Genomic DNA, 18,561 nt, shown 5'->3' on the forward strand with positions numbered 1-18,561 from the left:
TCAACAAAAAATAAGGTCTGATCGGCCGTTGGCGGACCGGCCAACGGTTCGCCGCCGGTCATACCACAGCGGAATGCCGGCCCGCCTCTGCGGTTCGGTATTTTTATGGGTTCGATTTAAAAGGAGTATGAGTGATGCATGCGTGATCTATTAAGGCAATCCATGCGGTGGGCCATCCTGATCAGCTTGGTGACCGCACTTTTAGCGATGGTGCTAACTCTGGTTTCCAGCAGCTTTTTAAATGGGCTACCCTGGCAGGGCGGCTTACTGGTCGTATTGCTGATCGTTTTGATCGGGGTCTTTTTCGATATGTTGGGGATTGCCGCCACTGCTGCGCAGGAGCGACCTTTCCACGCCATGGCATCCAAGAAAGTAGCGGGAGCGACACAAGCGGTTGGAATTATCCGTAAGGCTGATCAGTTTGCTAATTTTTGTAACGACGTGGTCGGCGATATCAGCGGAATTGTTAGCGGGGCAGCAGGCTTTGCTGTGGCAGCCGCCTTGGTCTTTTCCATGGATCTGCCCGAAAGTAATCGTTTTCTGGTGGAGGCGGTGCTGGTAGGGATCATTTCGGCGATAACGGTAGGGGGAAAAGCTATAGGAAAATCGGTGGCGATCCGTTACGCCAATGAACTGATTTTCCAGATCGGTCGGATTTTCTATTTTTTCGAAAAGAGATTTCATATTCGGGTATTTAACGTAAAGACTAAGAAAAAACGTAAGCGAAAGCGGGGGGTTCTTCGTGCACCTCGAACAGATTAACAGTCCGGAAGACCTAAAAAAACTGCCGGTCGAGAAACTGCCCGACGTGGCGGAAGAGATTCGTCAATTTTTGATGGAGAGCTTGTCAGTAACCGGTGGTCATCTCGCATCCAATTTAGGTGTGGTGGAGTTGACACTTGTGCTCCATTATCTCTTCGACAGCCCCAAGGATCAGTTTATTTGGGATGTGGGCCATCAGGCCTATGTACACAAACTTTTGACCGGTCGCCGTGAAGATTTTCCCACTCTCCGGCAATATCAGGGGTTGTGCGGGTTCCCCAAACGGAATGAAAGTGAACATGATGTGTGGGAGACGGGTCACAGCAGCACTTCTTTGTCTGCGGCGATGGGGATGGCGGTGGCACGGGACATCAAAGGAGAAAACAACCGCGTGGTCCCCATTATTGGGGATGGAGCCCTTACCGGCGGGATGGCTTTAGAAGCGCTTAACCACATTGGAAATGAAAAGCGGGATATCACCGTTATCCTCAATGATAACGAAATGTCGATTTCACCCAATGTGGGGGCCCTGCACAAATATCTGGGACGGTTGCGGACGCATCGCCATTATCACAAGGTAAAAGAAGAAGTGGAATACCTGTTGAAGAAGATTCCATCCGTGGGTGGAACGATGGCGGCAGCGGCGGAGCGTGTCAAGGACAGCCTTAAGTTTTTGGTCGTCTCCGGGGTGCTGTTTGAAAAATTGGGCTTTACCTATCTGGGACCGGTGAACGGTCATAATCTGGACGAGCTCATGGAATGTCTCAAACAGGCTGATCGGACGAAAGGCCCTGTATTGGTACATGTGGTAACGGTAAAAGGAAAAGGATACCTGCCTGCGGAACAGGATGCGGAAGGGTATCATGGTGTCGGGAAAAACTATAAACTAGAAGCCAATAAAGGCGTGAAAAAAGTTACCACGGATGAACCCGTCAAATACGCCAAAGTGTTTGGGGATTCGTTGATCCGCTTAGCTGAAGAGGACAAGCGGGTGGTTGGAATCACTCCTGCCATGCTGGCCGGTTCCGGTATGAACGCATTTGCGCAACAGTTTCCGGAGCGCTGTTTTGACGTGGGAATCGCCGAGCAGCATGCAACCACTTTTGCCGCAGGATTGGCTACTCAGGGACTAAAACCGGTGTTTGCGATCTACTCTACCTTTTTACAACGAGGGTACGATCAGCTGATTCACGATATCGCCCGCCAAAAATTAAATGTGATCGTCGCTGTGGACCGGGCTGGATTTGTGGGTGCAGACGGGGAGACACACCAGGGGGTTTACGATATCGCGTTTATGCGGTGCGTTCCCAATATGGTGATCATGATGCCAAAAGATGAAAATGAGTTCCAACACATGATGTATACGGCGTATCGATATGATGACGGCCCCATCGCCGTTCGCTTCCCGCGCGGAACTGGAGTCGGCGTAGAGATGGATGCAGAGTGGCAGCAGATTCCGATCGGAAAAGCGGAAGTGTTACGCGAAGGACGGGATGTGGCGCTGCTGGCCTTTGGATCGATGGTGCCGCTGGCGATGAAAGCGGCGGACCAACTGGCGCGGGAAGGAATTCGAGCCAAAGTGGTAAACGCTCGCTTTGCCAAGCCGGTGGATACGGAACTGCTGGATCAATTGTGCGAAGAAGGTACCCCCATTGTTACCATTGAAGAAGGCAGCTCCATCGGTGGATTTGGTAGCGCCGTGTTGGAATACTATGCAGAGCAGGAGATCCAGGGTATGTCTGTCAAGACGTTAGGGGTGCCGGATTACTATGTTGAACACGGAGATGTGGACAGCCAGCGCCGGGAAGTTGGACTGACGGTGGAGAAAATCGCCAGCACCGCATATGCCATGGTGCCGCTGCAACGCCGACGGGCTTAAGAAGGAGCGAGACCAGTGGCAAAAAAAGAGCGCTTGGATGTATTGTTGGTGGAACGAGGGTGGTTTGAAAGCCGCCAACAAGCCCAACGTGCCATTATGGCGGGCCTGGTTAAACTGGGGAGCGAGCGTATCGATAAAGCGGGGACCAAAGTCCCCGTCGATGCAGCTCTCCATGTTGAAAGAAAACCGCATCCGTATGTGAGTCGAGGCGGCTTAAAGCTGGAAGAAGCCATTCGTGTATTTGATATCCAGCTCGATCAAAAAGCAGTGCTGGATATCGGCGCTTCTACCGGCGGATTTACTGATTGTGCCCTTCAATATGGGGCACGATTGGTTTACGCCGTCGATGTGGGCTATGGCCAGCTGGCCTGGAAGTTGCGTCAGGATCCGCGGGTGATTGTGATGGAACGGACCAACTTTCGTTATCTCACACCGGCGGATTGGTCAGGGGAACAACCGCAACTCGCAGTGATCGACGTCTCCTTTATCTCCGTCTCCAAGATCCTTCCCCCTTTAAAAGCGTTGCTCCACCCTGAAGGATGGGTGATGTCCCTGGTGAAACCTCAATTTGAAGCGGGAAGGGAACGAGTAGGTAAAAAAGGGATTGTCAAGGACCCCACCGTTCATCGCGATGTCCTGCATCAATTCGTTAAGATGGCGAACCAGTCCAGCTTTGATGTAGTCGGGTTGGCCCCTTCCCCCATTACCGGGGGAGAGGGGAATATTGAATTTCTTAGTTGGATGCGAGCGGATTCAGCACCGAATCTCTCGTGGGAAGGACGGCTAGAAGCGGTAGTAGAAGAGGCCCACCGCCGTCACACCAACCGTTAAAGGGTCGCTTCCTCTTCCTTTCCTTTACAGGATTTCTTGTAACAGGGGCGAATCAAGAAAGGGGAAGGAGGCGGTTCTCTTGTTGCGCGATGACGGTGATCTGCTTGTGCTGGCTCTGTTGGTGATCGTGATCGTGATTCTGTTTGTTCGGGCATGGAACCGTGCCGGCTGGAACACAACCATTCAGTGGTCACCTGTTCCCATTCGCGGGGAAGTGCCTGCATTGTTGGAAGAAGAGGGTTATGAAGTGGTAGCGGCAAAACAACGCCTCCCTCTACAGATTTATATGGGGGAGAAAAAGATGGAAAGCCGGTTGTTTGTCGATTTTGTCGCACAAAAGAACAACCGCACCTATCTGGTTATTCAAGCGAAGGCCAAACAACCCCTTCGCATATCCGGATCCGCTCTGCGGGATCGCTTTCTTGCACATGTGCTCGCTTTCCAAGCCACCGGGGTTCTATTTGTCGACCCCTATACGGGCACTTGTCATACCGTTACTTTTTCTATCCCAGGTATATCCTCGTCGAGAGGCAAGCGGGGTGTCTTGTCCCATTTGGTTACGTTGGTACTGGGTATCCTAATCGCCATTTGGATCCGATGATGTGCAAAACAAGAGGTGGATGGGACTTGCAAACGATCGGGATACTTGTAAACAAAGGGAAGCCGAAGGCCCGAGTGATTTTAAAAGAGCTGATTCTGCTTTTGGAAGCGCGGGGAGCGGGCGTTCGTCTGGAGCCGGATATGGCTGAGAGCTTGGAACGAATGGACTTGGCTCTAACTGTAGAGGAATTTCCGGACTCGGTCGATCTGGTCTTCGTTTTAGGCGGCGACGGGACCTTGTTGGGAGTGGCACGACAGTTGGCCCCCTATCAGATTCCCATCCTTGGCTTTAATTTGGGCTATCTCGGTTTTTTGTCGGAAGCCGAACCCGATAGTTTATCCAGTGCAGTAGACCGGGTACTGGCGGGGGATTACACCATTGAGCACCGCTTAATGCTTGATGCCGAGGTGGTGCGAAACGGTCACTCCCTGGAAAAAAGCGTTGCTCTTAATGACGTTGGCATCGCAAAAGGCTCCTTCAGCCGGATGATTACCAGTACGGTCTTTATGGATGGGGAGTACTTAGGTACATATTCCGGTGATGGCTTAATCGTATCCACTCCAACCGGTTCTACCGCTTATTCTCTCTCTTGCGGAGGGCCGATTGTATGGCCGGGAGTACGCTGTGTATTGCTGACACCGATCTGTCCCCATACATTGACATCGCGCCCGATGGTATTACCGGCGGAGTCAGTATTGGAGATCAAGGTGAGTGCCACCCATCACGACCTTGGCCTTACGATTGATGGGCAATTGGGATACCGGCTGCAGGTGGACGATATCATCCGGGTGAAAGCTTCCCGTTTTGTTACCTCCTTGATCAAGTGGAAAGAACGCAACTTTTTTGAAGTGGTTCGAAAAAAGCTGCAAGGAGAGCAGGAAGTCGTGGAGGAGCGAACATGAAAGCACAACGTCATATTAAAATAAGGGAGATCGTTACCCAAAACGAAATCGAAACGCAAGAAGATCTGGTATCCTCCTTGAAAAATGCAGGTTACAATGTAACCCAAGCGACGGTTTCCCGGGACATCAAGGAACTTCGTCTCGTGAAAGTTCCCACCAATCACGGTGGGTACAAATACTCTTTACCGGCGGATAACCGCTTCAATCCACTGCAGAAGCTAAAACGAATGTTGATGGACAGCTTTGTTGGGATTGAACAGAGTGAAAACTTGATCGTTATGCGAACAATGCCGGGCAATGCCCATGCGATCGCAGTCTTGATCGACAATCTGGATTGGTCTGATGTGCTGGGTACCATCGCTGGGGATGATACGATTCTCATCATCTGCCGCGACAGGGAGAAAACCCCTCAGGTAGTGGAACGCTTTATCGACATGTTGTAGGAGTGGATGCTGATGTTGCGCGAAATGTCCATTCGTGACTTTGCCATCATCCAGGAGGTACATCTAACATTTGATCGTGGTTTTCATGTGTTGACAGGGGAGACAGGAGCGGGGAAATCAATCCTGTTCGATGCCCTTAGTTTGGTGGTCGGCGGACGGGGTTCTCAGGATTTTGTCCGCCACGGTGCCAAAAAAGCAGAGGTGGAAGCGCTTTTTGATATTTCCGACCAACCCGGCATTCAGGCGATTCTGGATGAACTGGGGTTGTCGACAGCAGGAGAGGAGCACCTGCTCATTCGGCGGGATATTGCGCAAAACGGGAAAAGTACCTGCCGCTTAAACGGACAGATCATCACACTGACGATGTTAAAACAGGTGGGGGAGCATCTGTTGGATATCCATGGTCAGCATGAACACCAATCCCTGTTGCAGGTGGAAGCACATTTAAATTGGTTGGACGCATTTGGCGGGGTTGATTTAATCCAACAGCGGGAACGTTATCAAAAAATCTTTGCGCAACATCGGGAGATGCGCCAGGAATTAGATCAAATTACTGCTGATGAAAAAAAGATCGCCCAACGGATCGATTTGTTATCCTTTCAAAAAGAAGAGATTGCGGCAGCGCGTTTAACTGCAGGAGAAGATGCAGAGTTGGCACAAGAGCATTCGCGACTGGCTCACGCGGAGCAGATTGTACAACACGCTTCCCAGGCATATGAAGCCATGTATGGGGATCAGCGCGGCGCGGAAATGCTCAATCAGGCGGTAAGGGATCTGGAGGAGATCACTCGCTTGGATGAATCGTTACAACCGCTTCTCGAAATGGTCCAATCCGCTTACTACCAAGTGGAGGAAGCGGCACGTCAAGTGGGGCGTTACCGCGATGATGTGGAATTTGATCCCGCCCGCCTCGCACAGGTGGAAGAGCGTATTCACGTATTGGATCAATTGAAACGGAAATATGGGGAAACAATCGAAGAAATCTTACGTCACGGTGAAGAAGCGGAACAAGAGCTGGAACAACTGTTGAATCGGGATGAGCGCAAGCAAGAGCTGGAACAGCGTTTAACAGAGCTGGAAGCGAAGCTGGCTGCGGAAGGGGAAACCCTTACACAGATGCGCAAACAGGCGGCTGAGCGTCTGAACCAACGGGTGGAAGCGGAACTGGCTGATCTGAATATGAAGGGAACCCGCTTTCAAGCGGCTTTTTCTAACGATGATGAACCTACTTATACTCCTACTGGACAGGATCGCGTCGAATTCCTGATCGCCCCCAATCAGGGAGAGCCGTTGCGACCATTGGTTAAAATTGCGTCAGGCGGGGAATTGTCACGGATCATGTTGGCATTGCAAACCATTTTTTCTGATTTAGATGGAGTTCCTACCTTGATTTTTGATGAGGTGGATACCGGGGTGAGTGGACGTGCTGCTCAGGCCATCGCTGAAAAAATTGCCCATTTGGCGCAGGAACGGCAAATTTTGTGTGTCACCCATCTACCGCAGGTGGCATGTATGGCCGATGTTCATTTCCATATCTTTAAGGAATCCAACGAGGAGCAGACACGTACACGGGTGAAGCTGCTCACGATGGAAGGGCGTACAATGGAGTTGGCCCGAATGCTGGGCGGTGTCGAAGTGACGGATACCACCAAAACCCATGCGCTTGAAATGTTACAATTGGCTGAGCGCACAAAAACGGCCATTCAAGCTCATTAAATCACGATTTCATCCTACCCTCTATTCCGGCAAAAAACCGGGATTTTTTGTTTGTACTGCTGTCATACGCTGGATCGGGTAAGGAAGCTTTTGCGTGACATAAAAGAAATGGGCCACGGACACCTTAACATTACGGTGGAAACATCGCATTGGAGGTGCAGGCAGGAGCGCAGGAGAGTGATCCAGTGGGGCTGACACAAAAAAAGAGATGGACGGGTTTATTGCTTGCCGTTTTGCTCGTTTTAGCCAGTTTGAGTACACCCTTCCGTGAATATCTGGCGTTTCCTTCCCAGATGCGTCTCATTCACGGACATGGGAAAGAAATGCATCTAACGATGCCGGCGACTGCCACGGTAACCCTTTCCAATCCCGGTGTACTGGAAGTGAAAGGGACAAAGCATTGGCTGGACCTTCGCAAACCGTTTACGGTACTCACCAAACAATTGGGCCAATCGCATCTCACCCTTCGTTTGTTTGGAAAGCTGCCTTTTAAACAAATGATGGTGGAGGTACTCCCAGATGTACGGGTGATTCCAGGCGGCCAATCCATCGGAGTGAAGTTAAAGGCCAAAGGTGTCTTGGTGGTGGGGCACCACATGGTTAAACACGCCAAACCATCTCCTGGTGAAAAGGCGGACATCCGCATGGGAGACATGATTTTGGAGATGAACGACAAACGGATTACAAGCGTGGGAGAGATTGGACCGATTGTGGATCAGGCAGGGCAGGCAGGGAAAGGAATTGAAGTATTATTGCAGCGGGGAGACGAACAAAAACGGACAACATTGTTTCCGGAGCGCAATACACGAGGAGGCAATTACCATATCGGGCTGTATGTTCGGGACTCCGCCGCAGGGGTGGGAACGCTCACTTTTTATGATCCTCTAAAGAAACGCTACGGCGCACTCGGTCATGTGATTACTGACGTGGACACAGGCAAACAGATTCAGGTCGGAGGCGGAAAAATCGTTCATTCCAATGTGACCTCAATCCAAAAAGGAGCCAACGGTGATCCCGGAGAAAAACGTGCTATCTTTTTTAAGGAAGATCAAGTGTTGGGCTCCATTGTCCGAAATACCCCTTTTGGTGTGTTTGGACAGATGGAAAAGAAGCCGAAACAAGGATTGTATCAGGAACCGGTTCCTGTAGCATTGGCTGAAGAGGTACAAGAAGGGCCGGCCCAGATTTTAACGGTGGTGCAGGGGCAAAAAGTGGAGCGTTACGATATCGAAATCGTTCATTTGATCCATCAGAAATTCCCAGCCACCAAAGGCATGATTATTAAGGTAACAGATCCCCAGCTGTTAAATCAAACCGGTGGGATTGTCCAAGGAATGAGCGGTAGTCCGATTATACAGAACGGAAAATTGGTGGGAGCGGTTACCCATGTGTTCGTCAATGATCCCACTTCGGGATATGGGACCTATATTGAATGGATGCTAAAAGATGCAGGTGTGATGGAAACAGCGGACTTCTTGAAGAAGTCCGCTGTTTTTTTGGAAAAAAGTGCTCTAAAGCAGGAATGAATTGTCTCGTGTAGAAAGCATGTATATAGAAATTAACGGTATTGATTAGAGGGAGGGCATTATTTTGGAGAAGATGCGTGTTGTTTTGGCGGATGATAATCGTGAATTTGCGCAACTGTTGCGGGATCACCTCAACGCACAGGATGATATAGAAGTAATCGGTGTCGCCTACAATGGAAACGAAGTGTTGGATCTATTGGACCGGGAGATTCCAGACCTGTTGGTACTGGATATTATTATGCCTCATCTCGATGGGCTCGGTGTATTGGAACGGTTAAACGAATGGTCGGAACCGTTGCCTAAAATAATTATGCTGACTGCATTTGGGCAAGAAAACATCACCCAGCGAGCGGTCGAATTGGGAGCGGCTTATTATATCCTAAAACCTTTCGACATGGAGTTATTGACCCAACGTATTCGCCAGATGCAGGGTCAAACGGGGTCGGCTACCCGTACGCCACTGACGGGACCCTCCTCATCCCGTTCCGATAACCTTGACGCCAATATCACCAATGTGATTCATGAGATCGGCGTTCCTGCTCATATCAAAGGATATCTGTATTTGCGGGAAGCGATTACGATGGTGTATAACGAAGTGGAACTGTTAGGGGCAATCACTAAAACCCTTTATCCCCGTATCGCTGAAAAATATAACACCACCCCCAGCCGCGTGGAACGCGCGATTCGCCATGCGATTGAAGTGGCCTGGAGCCGCGGCAATATGGAATCGATCCGCAAACTATTTGGCTACACCATCAATGTTAGCAAAGCCAAACCCACCAATAGTGAGTTTATCGCCATGGTGGCGGATAAGTTGCGGATTGAGCATAAGGTGGGGTAAGCGTAGTTATGGCGGTAATTTTGGAGGTTGTGGACGCTGAGCAAAGAGACGATAAACATCCAAGAAAAGGCGTGTCAAAGCGATAAATATCTGGTTAATGAAATCCCGCTTTTTTCCGTTTGCATCAACGGAAAAAAGCGGGATTTCTGTGCGTAAAACATCGATTTGTGTTTGGTCACGATTTAGTGAGTTCTTCTCATTAAATGTTATAATAGATCAAGGAAAAACCGTTTGGGGTGAAACCGTTGGCGAAAGCAGAGGATTTAACCTCCTAAAATAAAGGATTTTTATTTTAGGAGGTTAATCATGAATTTCTATCGAATTGATCTAGAACGTTGGAGTAGGAGACCTTATTTTGAACACTTTATGAATGAAAACAAATGTTCCTTTAGTCTTACAGCAAACGTGAATGTTACTACGTTACTTCAGCAATTACGAAATAAGAACCTGAAGTTTTATCCTGCTTTTATTTACATGGTTTCACGAGTGGTCAATAAGCATGTTGAATTTAGAACAGCGTATAATCAACAGGGGCAATTAGGGTATTGGGATCAGATGATACCCAACTATACGATCTTTCATAAAGAGGATCGGTCGTTTTCCGCGATTTGGACGGAATACTCCAGTAATTTTCTCCGTTTTTACGAGAACTACCAGCATGATATGGAGCAGTACGGAAACAAAAAGGGCTTGTGGGTAAAAGAAAATGTGCCGGCCAATACATTTTCAATCTCCTCTCTTCCCTGGGTTCAATTTACCAGTTTCAATCTTCATCTCTATAAAGGTGAAGAGTATTTACTGCCGATTATCACGAACGGGAAATACTTCTCTGCTGGGAAAGAGATCTTAATACCCGTTTCACTGCAAGTTCACCATGCAGTATGTGATGGCTACCATGTGAGTATGTTTATCAATGATTTGCAGATGCTGGCTGATCGTTGTGAAGAATGGATATAGATAAAGGGAATGTTATGATGGGAAAACCGCTTTCATTTGGAAGGCGGTTTTTGTTTTGTATGACTTTCTGTTCCCTAATCCATACTAATGACAACTGTAAAGGAAGGAGTCTGTCCGCCATGGGGGATTGGTGGAAGCGATGGCGAAAAAAAGGGGATCTATCCATACAGGGACGAGTGATGGTGGATCGGCGTACCAAACGCTTACTCGCTCGGATTAGCCCTGGCGAGATTGCGGTGATCGATCACCGTGATCTGGATGAAGTGGCGGCGATGGGTTTGGTGGGGGCAGGAGTAGCTGCAGTTGTCAATGTGTCTGCCTCCATTAGCGGTCGCTATCCTGCTCAGGGGTGTCGGTTGCTGTTGGAAGCAGGTATTCCCGTTTTGGACGAAGTGGGTGAGCAAGCGATTCAACGCTTGGCCGATGGGGATGAAGTGCGGATTGAGGGGAAATTACTGCGATCGGTACAAGAAGACTGGGTGGCAACAGGTTCTCGTCTGACATGGCAACACTGGCGTGAAAAAATGGCAGAAGCACATCAAGGTTTTGAGCAAACGTTACAACCCTTTATTGAAAATACCCTTAATTATGCTTATCGCGAACGTGAATGGGTGACACAACCGCTGTCGCTCCCCCCTTTGCGTCAGAGTTGGCGAGGACGAGATGTGGTAGTGGTCGTGCGGGGCCCTGGCTTTGCTGAAGATTTGTACGCATTGCGAACTTTTATTCGAGAAGCGGATCCTTTTCTGATGGCAGTGGATGGCGGAGCGGATGCATTGCTCAAATATGGATGGACGCCCCATCTCATCCTAGGGGATATGGACTCCATATCTGATCAGGCGTTATTACAGGCGGAAGAATTGGTGGTGCACGCTTATTCCGATGGACGGGCTCCCGGATTGGAACGTGTGGAACGGCTGGGATTGACAGCTCATCTGCTTCCGTCCCCCGGTACGAGCGAAGACGTCGCTTTATTGGCTGCTTTTGAAGGGGGAGCGGAATCAATCGTTGCCGTGGGAACCCACTCTCATATGGTCGATTTTCTCGAAAAGGGGCGAGAAGGAATGGCCAGCACGTTGCTCGCTCGGATTAAAATGGGAGCACGGTTGGTCGACGCCAAAGGAGTAAGCCGTTTATATCGTCCGCGCCATCCTGCCAAAGGAGTGGCGGTGCTAACTTTGGCCAGTGTGATGCCTGTGGCCGCATGGTTATGGGTGCATCCACAACTGTTTGAAACGGGACGGTTGTTCTGGACAGTCCTGCAAATTTGGTTGACGTAGGCGGTGTTCCCGTTGACGATGCGTTACCATTTAGTTACTTTGGTCGCCATATTTTTTGCGCTTACCATCGGCATCCTGCTGGGAGGAAGCGGGGGAGCCTGGTGGGAGCAATCCCGTCAGGGGATGGTGGAAACCGTACTTCAACAATATCAGCAGATTCGGCAACAGAATCACCAGTTGCAGCGGGAATTGGTCACCCAACACGATCATCTTAACAATTGGCGAAAAGCAAACCATCGCTTGTTTCAAGAAGCAATTCGTCACCGATTGGAGCATCGGCTGGTGTTGCTGGTAGGTGGATCTCATCGTGGCGAATCGATTGAGGCGACGATCCGAAAAGCGGGTGCCGCTGTTGAAAGGAAGACGATTTTTCCTCATGATGTGGAACGATTTGATGCGATTATCGTTTTATCCCCATTATCCCAGACATCGCGCCATGACCGCCATTGGTTATCCGATGCGCGTTTGGTGTTTGACGGTCCCATTGTTATCTGTCAGCGCTGGGAAAAGGATCGTCCGGTTCTTGCCGCTAAAGATGAACGGATCTGGTTTTTGCTGCAGGAGGAGAAAGGGAATCCGGAACGATTGGTTAGCATGATATCCTGGTTGGCGGACGCGATCCAGCCAAAGGGGGAACCCTTATGAATCGATCGGTTCAGGTGAGTGCGATTGTACCCGCTTACAACGAAGAAGATCGAATTGAAGCGACGTTAAAAGCATTACACGATATCCCACAGATTGACGAGATACTTGTAATCAATGATGGCAGTCAAGATCGCACGGCCACCCTGGCTCGTCCGTTGGCACACCAAGTAGAATCCTTTTCTCAAAACTTGGGAAAAGGGGCAGCTTTGACGCGTGGAGTCAAACAGGCCAGAGGAGAAATTTTATTATTTGTAGACGCTGATTTGAAAGAGCATGCCCGCAGTTGTAGTGCTTTGCTGGAGCCGATCATAAATGGAGATACTGATATGACTATTGCATGCTTTCCTTCCCCCCGTAAAAAGGGGGGATTCGGATTTGTCAAAGGCTTAGCCAAAAACGGCGTTCGTTGGTTGACCGGTTCCACGCTAAATGCGACCTTATCCGGACAACGGGCACTAAAAAGAGAAGTGTGGGAGCGTTTTGCATCCATCCCCTGTGGTTTTGGCATTGAATTGGGATTAACCGTACACGCCCTCCGTTGCGGTTATCGCATCGAAGAGATTCTTCTCCCCTTGAGTCACCGGGAAACCGGTCGAGATTGGAACGGTTTTGTTCATCGCGGTAAACAGTTCTTTGCCATTTTACGCACACTGATTGTACTTTGGAGGCAAGCGGTATGATCCCGATTCTGTCCATCATCATTTTAGCGATTTCTATTTTAACCGGTGTTGTCGCTCTGCCCGTCGGGATTCATTTTTTACAGGAGAAAAAGCTGATCAGCCCCAATTTTCGCGGTAGTGCTATTCCTACCAGCTATGGCGGGCTGTTAGCCTTTTTATATTTATTGCTGTCGGTGCTGTTATTAGGGATCGACCAATCCCTGGCTTTGCCCCTGTTTTCATTGCCGCTGTTTTTTGCGATGTTGGCAGCATCCCTCGGTGCCGCATGGCTGGGGTGGTTGGATGATACGATGGGGGATCATGTCAACAAAGGATTGGCTGGTCATTTTCGCGCCTGGCTTCGCGAGGGCACGATGACTACCGGTATGATTAAAGCATGGGGTGGGATCGCCATCGCCGCTGTTGCCGCTGTCGTTACCAGCGGGGGGACCTTTTGGTTATGGCCACTTCATCTGCTTTTCATCGCGTTAGTTACCAATTGGCTTAATCTATTGGATTTACGTCCCGGACGTTGCCTTAAGTTTTATCTCATCGTTGCGGTTCTGTTGACACTCCTTTATTTTAATCAGAGTAGCACACTCTTGTTTTTACCGCTGCTGGGACTGGCCCTTGCCGTTTTTCGAGCCGATCTCTCTGCCCGCGTCATGCTCGGGGATAGTGGCTCCAACTTGCTCGGGGTGCAGTTGGGCATCTGGCTTGCAACCGTCTGCTCCGCTCCGGTAATAGCGGTTTTTACAATTCTGCTTATCGTGGGCCATGTAATCGGCGAAACCATTTCCCTAACCCGTATCATCGAAAAGAGCCGCTGGTTGTCCTATTTGGATCGTTTGGGACGGGGAGAGCACTAAGAAAAAAGGATATCATCCTTTTGCTGCCGAAGATCATTTGGCAGCTTTTTTGTATAGTGGTAAAGGAGTGATTCCCTTTGAAAAACAGCATTTATATTACGCGCAAAATACCAGAAGAGGTCGTTAAAAGGATTGCACAAACATGTGAGGTACGCATGTGGGAAGAAGAGGAGACTCCCGTCCCGCGGGAGGTATTGCAACGGGAGATTGCGGAAGTGGACGGGTTATACTGTATGTTGACGGAATCGATCGATGCGGAGCTGCTCAATCACGCCAAAAAGCTGCGGGTAATCAGTAATATGGCGGTTGGGTACAACAACATCGATGTTGATACAGCGACGCAAAGAGGGATGGTGGTGGCCAATACACCAGGGGTGTTAACCGAAACCACGGCTGATCTCACCTTTGCCCTTCTATTGGCGACGGCGAGAAGGCTGGTAGAGGGAGAACGATTTGTACGCCAGGGCCAATGGCACACCTGGGCGCCGATGTTATTGACCGGGCAGGAGGTTCATGGCTCCACCCTGGGAATCATCGGACTGGGCCGGATTGGGCAAGCGGTGGCCAAAAGAGCTAAAGGGTTTGATATGGATGTGCTTTATTACAATCGTTCTCGTAAGCGGGAAGTGGAAAACGAGTTGGGCATTCAATATGTGGATTTGGATGCGTTACTGCAGCAATCCGATTTTGTCTGTGTCCTAACCCCATACACCCCGGAAACCAAAAATCTAATCGACCGGCGTGAGCTCTCCTTGATGAAAAAAAGCGCGGTGTTGATCAATACGGCACGTGGTGGCATCGTCAATGAAGAGGCGCTGGTGGCGGCTTTAAAAGACGGAACCATTTGGGCTGCCGGCTTGGATGTGTTTGTCGAAGAACCGGTTTCACCCCAACATCCGCTCCTGTCATTGCCCAATGTGGTAGCGTTACCTCATATCGGAAGCGCCAGCATCAAGACACGGATCGCGATGGCACAGCTGGCGGCAGATAATCTGCTTAAGGCATTAACAGGGGAAAAGCCGGATCACTTGGTTAATCCAGAAGTATGGGGGAAATCGTGAGATAAGGGGCTGCTGATTGTTGCAGCTGCTTTTATCTTTGTGAGCGGGATAACCCCTAGCTTCAGCTATGGGGATGAAAGCGAGCGTCAGGTGGGGGAGGGGTTTTTTTACCCCTCTCACAAGCCTGACCATCTTTTACTCTCTTTTTTTGCACTCGAAACAAGGAAAACCGTCGATTGAAGTTATAGGGAACAAGATCAACTGGCTATCGGATGGACAAGTGAAATGATACCATTCAAAAGAACATCAAAAAGCGAGGATGCTATGAAAAGAGAGGATATTCAACAAAGCAAATTTCTCAGCTTAATTCTACGCCATCGCCCAGAAAGGGTGGGAATCCAACTGGAGGCGGGTGGTTGGGTGGAAGTGGATCGCTTGCTTACTGCTTGTCGTCAGCATGGGATGCCGATTGATCGTGCTACTTTGGAGCGATTGGTCAAAACAAACGATAAACAGCGCTTCGCTTTTAACGAAGATGGGAGCAAAATTCGAGCGAACCAGGGGCATTCGCTCTCTGTCAATTTGGGATTAAAGCCAGTGCAGCCGCCGCTGTGGCTGTATCATGGAACCGCCCGTCAATTTCTCCCTTCCATTGAGAAACAAGGGTTACTAAAAAGAAACCGTCATCATGTGCATTTATCCGGAGACCCGCAGACTGCGATCCGCGTCGGGAAACGGCATGGGCGACCGGTAGTTCTAAAAGTGGGAGCAAAGGAAATGGCCGCTGACGGATATACCTTTTATCGGTCCGATAATGGTGTATGGCTGACGAAAGCGGTGCCGCCGCGCTATTTGGAGGGATTGTGAGAGTCATTTTCAGGACATCAGAAAACCCCCTTTGACGCAAAAAAGGTTAAAAGGTGCTTTCTTTGTGTTTCGAAAGGAATTCGTGCCAGGTGGTGCTATCTTTTCAGAGAGTCGCGGTGAAAGGGAAGTCGAATATTTGGAATCTTAGGAGGAAAACAATTTCCAGTGTCGAAATATTTAGAACGCTACTGTTGGATTTCTCTATGGTAAATAAATGAGGAGGTCATACAAATGAAAAGAATTATGACTCTGTTGCTGTGTCTGGTGCTTTCCCTCAGTCTCAACTCTGTCGTCTTCGCCGAGAAGCCCGATACTCAACCCGGAACCCCGGATAACGGTAATCTGAACACCTCCGGTTTCCTGAGTTACGATGAATTGGTAAAAGCGTTGAAACAGATTGAGAAGAATAGTCAAGGTCGCATCGAAGTAGAAGCCGCCGGCACGTCCAATCGCGGGCGCACCATCCATAAAGCCACGGTGGGAACGGGTGAAAAAGTCGTCCTCATCACCAGCCAGATTCACGGTAACGAACCGACGGGGACCCAGGCACTGGTCAATCTTCTTCAGTTCCTCGGTTCCAGTAACTCCCCAGAAGCCCAAAAAGTACGTGACGAAATTACCCTGGTGGCTGTTCCCCAAATGAACCCTGATGCAGCGGAAAAGGAACGGCGCGGGAATGACATGACCTGGGATGAAGTTGTGCAGGATTTCCCCCAACTGGCCGAGGTTCAGCCCGCCTGGAACTACTACACCCGAACACTGCAGGGTCATGATTACACTCAAAATCCAGGCTTTGACGTCAATCGGGATTATCATCCGAACCTCGACTATGTCCCACGTGCCGAGGACTTCCCCGGTTCCTCCAGCGAGCCCGGTTGGTATATTACACCGGAATCTCGCATTATCCGGGACATTTACAAATCTCTTCAAAATGAATACGGTCAAGTCGATGTCTACGTCGACCTGCATCACCAAGCTCCCTACTATTACGTCGAGGGGAGTGATGATCTGGTCACCATGTCACTCTCCGGAAAGTTCGTCCAGGACCCTTCTTCCCCTGGTTCGGATTACGCCGAATATGCTGACCGCTACAACTTCGACTTCTCCCGGCAGCTAAACGTGGCGGCCTACCAGGCTCTCCGGCAAGGAAACTCGATCTTTAAAAATATAACGCTGTATCCCCAGGATATCGACCTACCCGGAACGGCGCTGGGCTCCTTTGCCCTCAATGGAAGCGGAGCCGTGTTGTTCGAAGTCCGCGGTCAAACCCAGAGCATGGGACAGAAAATGAAAGGTCAACTCATCAAGACGGTTGAACGGGGGCTGCACGGAATTTTGCAATCGGTTGCCTCTGGCGAGGTATACGAGATCGATCCTGAAGCGTACGACCAAATTCCTCAAACCGATCGTTAATCCATCAAAGTGAATCCGTGTAAGGAAGAGGGATGTTGACTCACTGGTGCTCTCCGGGTTGTTCAGCATAGCCGAACGCATGGCCGATGGTTCGGTTGAGGAGCTTGACGGCAACGATTTCTACAGCCTGCCTAAGTATAAGTAAATAAACCCCCTTTACTGATGGCCGCCCCAACAGGCGGCCAGATTGATGACAAAGTAACTTATGCGTGTGGATTTACCTGTTGATCACGGTGTTGGTTTATGCCTTCGACGACCTGCCCCCGCCATCAATATATAATTTATATGACCACGATTGGTTTCTTTCGACTAAAATAAACAAGAAAACAACTTGAAAATCTGCCTTTTTTTCAAGTGAAGAGAGGTTTCATCCAGGAGGAAACATCGATGATGTATACTTTTTTTTGGCAAACGGAATCCCCTTTCTCCCAGTGGCATCGATCCTCGTTTGTAGTAAATGGGATGGTGTACAATTGTGCCGAACAGTATATGATGCAGCAAAAAGCGTTATTGTTCCACGATGATGAGAGTGCGGAAAAAATTATGAAGAGTGATTCCCCGATCGAACAAAAACGGCTGGGACGAAAAGTAAAAGGGTTTGATGATATGGTGTGGGAAAAGCATCGCAAGCGTATCGTCTATGAAGGTAACTACGCTAAATTTACGCAAAATCCGGAGTTAAAAGCCGCATTATTGCAAACAGAGGGGACGACCTTAGTAGAGGCCAGTCCGGTGGATCGGATTTGGGGTGTCGGATTGGCGGAAGATGATCCCCGTATTCATGATCCGCAGCAATGGCGAGGTAGCAACGATCTCGGCTACATACTGACACAGTTGCGGGAGGCGTTGTTACATGAACCGAAGCATGCGATATCCGTCTCAGTTGTGGTGATCGATGATCACGGTGAAGTTCTGCTGGTAAAAGATCGACTGCGAGGATGGGAGCTGCCGGGGGGACAAGTGGAGGAAGGGGAGTCGCTCAAGGAAGCGGCTATACGGGAGGTGAAGGAAGAGACGGGGATCGATATTGAAGTGACAACGTATTGTGGGGTATCACAGCGGGTGGAGCGCAATATGGTTAAACATCTTTTCTTGGGAATTCCGATCAAAGGTGAACGTGTTGCCGGCAGCGAGAGTGAAGAGGTGGGTGTGTTTTCCGTGGAAAAGGCATTAACCATGATCTCCGATCCCGTGGTTCGGGACCGGCTTAAATACGGCTTGAAGAAAGAGACTCATCCCTTTTTGTTGGAGAATTGATTTGGATCAAAAAAGTCCTGTTTCAAGTTACAGGATGTTGTGCCGATATGATGAGAGAAATAAGGGAGAAAAGAAAACAAGCGTCAGTTACCGAGAGGTAGCAGACGCTTGT

Annotated in this window: 18 protein-coding genes; all 18 read left to right on the forward strand. The window is 49.6% G+C overall.

What is annotated here, in order from left to right:
- Nucleotides 1–138: 138 nt before the first annotated feature.
- Nucleotides 139–762, forward strand: a complete 624-nt coding sequence (locus C8J48_RS05465; RefSeq protein WP_107725331.1) for a hypothetical protein — start codon at nt 139–141, stop codon at nt 760–762.
- The gene (gene dxs / locus C8J48_RS05470; RefSeq protein ID WP_107725332.1) at nt 743–2,641 is read left to right on the forward strand and encodes a 1-deoxy-D-xylulose-5-phosphate synthase; all 1,899 of its coding nucleotides are present in this window, start codon (nt 743–745) and stop codon (nt 2,639–2,641) included. Before C8J48_RS05465 ends, dxs begins: the two co-directional genes overlap by 20 nt.
- A gap of 15 nt (nt 2,642–2,656) precedes the next feature.
- Nucleotides 2,657–3,472: a TlyA family RNA methyltransferase gene (locus tag C8J48_RS05475; RefSeq protein ID WP_107725333.1), complete on the forward strand. Its 816-nt coding sequence runs from the start codon at nt 2,657–2,659 to the stop codon at nt 3,470–3,472.
- A gap of 82 nt (nt 3,473–3,554) precedes the next feature.
- Nucleotides 3,555–4,073: a hypothetical protein gene (locus C8J48_RS05480; RefSeq protein ID WP_146160451.1), complete on the forward strand. Its 519-nt coding sequence runs from the start codon at nt 3,555–3,557 to the stop codon at nt 4,071–4,073.
- A gap of 26 nt (nt 4,074–4,099) precedes the next feature.
- Nucleotides 4,100–4,975: an NAD(+)/NADH kinase gene (locus C8J48_RS05485; RefSeq protein ID WP_107725335.1), complete on the forward strand. Its 876-nt coding sequence runs from the start codon at nt 4,100–4,102 to the stop codon at nt 4,973–4,975.
- Nucleotides 4,972–5,418 (forward strand): transcriptional regulator AhrC/ArgR, encoded by a 447-nt coding sequence (gene ahrC, locus C8J48_RS05490; protein ID WP_107725336.1) that lies wholly within the window; start codon nt 4,972–4,974, stop codon nt 5,416–5,418. Before C8J48_RS05485 ends, ahrC begins: the two co-directional genes overlap by 4 nt.
- A 12-nt stretch (nt 5,419–5,430) precedes the next feature.
- Nucleotides 5,431–7,134, forward strand: coding sequence for a DNA repair protein RecN (recN, locus tag C8J48_RS05495; protein ID WP_107725337.1), 1,704 nt, complete (start codon nt 5,431–5,433; stop codon nt 7,132–7,134).
- Between the two features lie 185 nt (nt 7,135–7,319).
- Complete coding sequence (gene spoIVB, locus C8J48_RS05500; protein WP_107725338.1) at nt 7,320–8,660, forward strand: SpoIVB peptidase; 1,341 nt, start codon at nt 7,320–7,322, stop codon at nt 8,658–8,660.
- Between the two features lie 64 nt (nt 8,661–8,724).
- Nucleotides 8,725–9,501 (forward strand): sporulation transcription factor Spo0A, encoded by a 777-nt coding sequence (gene spo0A, locus C8J48_RS05505; RefSeq protein ID WP_107725339.1) that lies wholly within the window; start codon nt 8,725–8,727, stop codon nt 9,499–9,501.
- A gap of 306 nt (nt 9,502–9,807) precedes the next feature.
- A complete protein-coding gene (gene catA / locus C8J48_RS05510; protein WP_107725340.1) occupies nt 9,808–10,458 on the forward strand; it encodes a type A chloramphenicol O-acetyltransferase in 651 nt (216 codons plus the stop codon).
- Nucleotides 10,459–10,577: 119 nt separating this feature from the next.
- Nucleotides 10,578–11,738: a putative cytokinetic ring protein SteA gene (steA, locus tag C8J48_RS05515; RefSeq protein ID WP_211316589.1), complete on the forward strand. Its 1,161-nt coding sequence runs from the start codon at nt 10,578–10,580 to the stop codon at nt 11,736–11,738.
- 18 nt (nt 11,739–11,756) lie between these two features.
- On the forward strand, nt 11,757–12,383 hold the full coding sequence (locus tag C8J48_RS05520) for a copper transporter (RefSeq protein WP_245891182.1): 627 nt from the start codon (nt 11,757–11,759) through the stop codon (nt 12,381–12,383).
- Nucleotides 12,380–13,063, forward strand: a complete 684-nt coding sequence (locus tag C8J48_RS05525; RefSeq protein ID WP_107725342.1) for a glycosyltransferase family 2 protein — start codon at nt 12,380–12,382, stop codon at nt 13,061–13,063. The genes C8J48_RS05520 and C8J48_RS05525 overlap by 4 nt, the downstream gene beginning before the upstream one ends.
- A complete protein-coding gene (locus tag C8J48_RS05530) occupies nt 13,060–13,911 on the forward strand; it encodes a hypothetical protein (protein ID WP_107725343.1) in 852 nt (283 codons plus the stop codon). The genes C8J48_RS05525 and C8J48_RS05530 overlap by 4 nt, the downstream gene beginning before the upstream one ends.
- Before the next feature lie 77 nt (nt 13,912–13,988).
- Entirely contained in the window at nt 13,989–14,972 is a 984-nt protein-coding gene (locus C8J48_RS05535) for a 2-hydroxyacid dehydrogenase (protein ID WP_107725344.1), read from the forward strand.
- Nucleotides 14,973–15,236: 264 nt separating this feature from the next.
- Nucleotides 15,237–15,779 (forward strand): RNA 2'-phosphotransferase, encoded by a 543-nt coding sequence (locus tag C8J48_RS05540; RefSeq protein WP_107725345.1) that lies wholly within the window; start codon nt 15,237–15,239, stop codon nt 15,777–15,779.
- A 231-nt stretch (nt 15,780–16,010) separates the two neighbouring features.
- The gene (locus tag C8J48_RS05545; protein ID WP_107725346.1) at nt 16,011–17,192 is read left to right on the forward strand and encodes a M14 family zinc carboxypeptidase; all 1,182 of its coding nucleotides are present in this window, start codon (nt 16,011–16,013) and stop codon (nt 17,190–17,192) included.
- A 387-nt stretch (nt 17,193–17,579) separates the two neighbouring features.
- Nucleotides 17,580–18,449: a riboflavin biosynthesis intermediates N-glycosidase gene (locus tag C8J48_RS19270; protein WP_107725347.1), complete on the forward strand. Its 870-nt coding sequence runs from the start codon at nt 17,580–17,582 to the stop codon at nt 18,447–18,449.
- Nucleotides 18,450–18,561: the final 112 nt, after the last annotated feature.

Origin of the sequence: Desmospora activa DSM 45169, assembly GCF_003046315.1 — a bacterium.
GTDB classification, from domain to species: domain Bacteria; phylum Bacillota; class Bacilli; order Thermoactinomycetales; family DSM-45169; genus Desmospora; species Desmospora activa.

What these genes read in the sequence shown, in the direction of transcription:
- C8J48_RS05520 (WP_245891182.1), top strand. Translation starts at nt 11,757, where the DNA reads ATGCGTTACCATTTAGTTACTTTGGTCGCCATATTTTTTGCGCTTACC.
- C8J48_RS05545 (WP_107725346.1), top strand. Translation starts at nt 16,011, where the DNA reads ATGAAAAGAATTATGACTCTGTTGCTGTGTCTGGTGCTTTCCCTCAGT.
- C8J48_RS05530 (WP_107725343.1), top strand. Translation starts at nt 13,060, where the DNA reads ATGATCCCGATTCTGTCCATCATCATTTTAGCGATTTCTATTTTAACC.
- ahrC (WP_107725336.1), top strand. Translation starts at nt 4,972, where the DNA reads ATGAAAGCACAACGTCATATTAAAATAAGGGAGATCGTTACCCAAAAC.
- steA (WP_211316589.1), top strand. Translation starts at nt 10,578, where the DNA reads ATGGGGGATTGGTGGAAGCGATGGCGAAAAAAAGGGGATCTATCCATA.
- catA (WP_107725340.1), top strand. Translation starts at nt 9,808, where the DNA reads ATGAATTTCTATCGAATTGATCTAGAACGTTGGAGTAGGAGACCTTAT.
- C8J48_RS19270 (WP_107725347.1), top strand. Translation starts at nt 17,580, where the DNA reads ATGATGTATACTTTTTTTTGGCAAACGGAATCCCCTTTCTCCCAGTGG.
- recN (WP_107725337.1), top strand. Translation starts at nt 5,431, where the DNA reads ATGTTGCGCGAAATGTCCATTCGTGACTTTGCCATCATCCAGGAGGTA.
- C8J48_RS05465 (WP_107725331.1), top strand. Translation starts at nt 139, where the DNA reads ATGCGTGATCTATTAAGGCAATCCATGCGGTGGGCCATCCTGATCAGC.
- C8J48_RS05525 (WP_107725342.1), top strand. Translation starts at nt 12,380, where the DNA reads ATGAATCGATCGGTTCAGGTGAGTGCGATTGTACCCGCTTACAACGAA.
- C8J48_RS05540 (WP_107725345.1), top strand. Translation starts at nt 15,237, where the DNA reads ATGAAAAGAGAGGATATTCAACAAAGCAAATTTCTCAGCTTAATTCTA.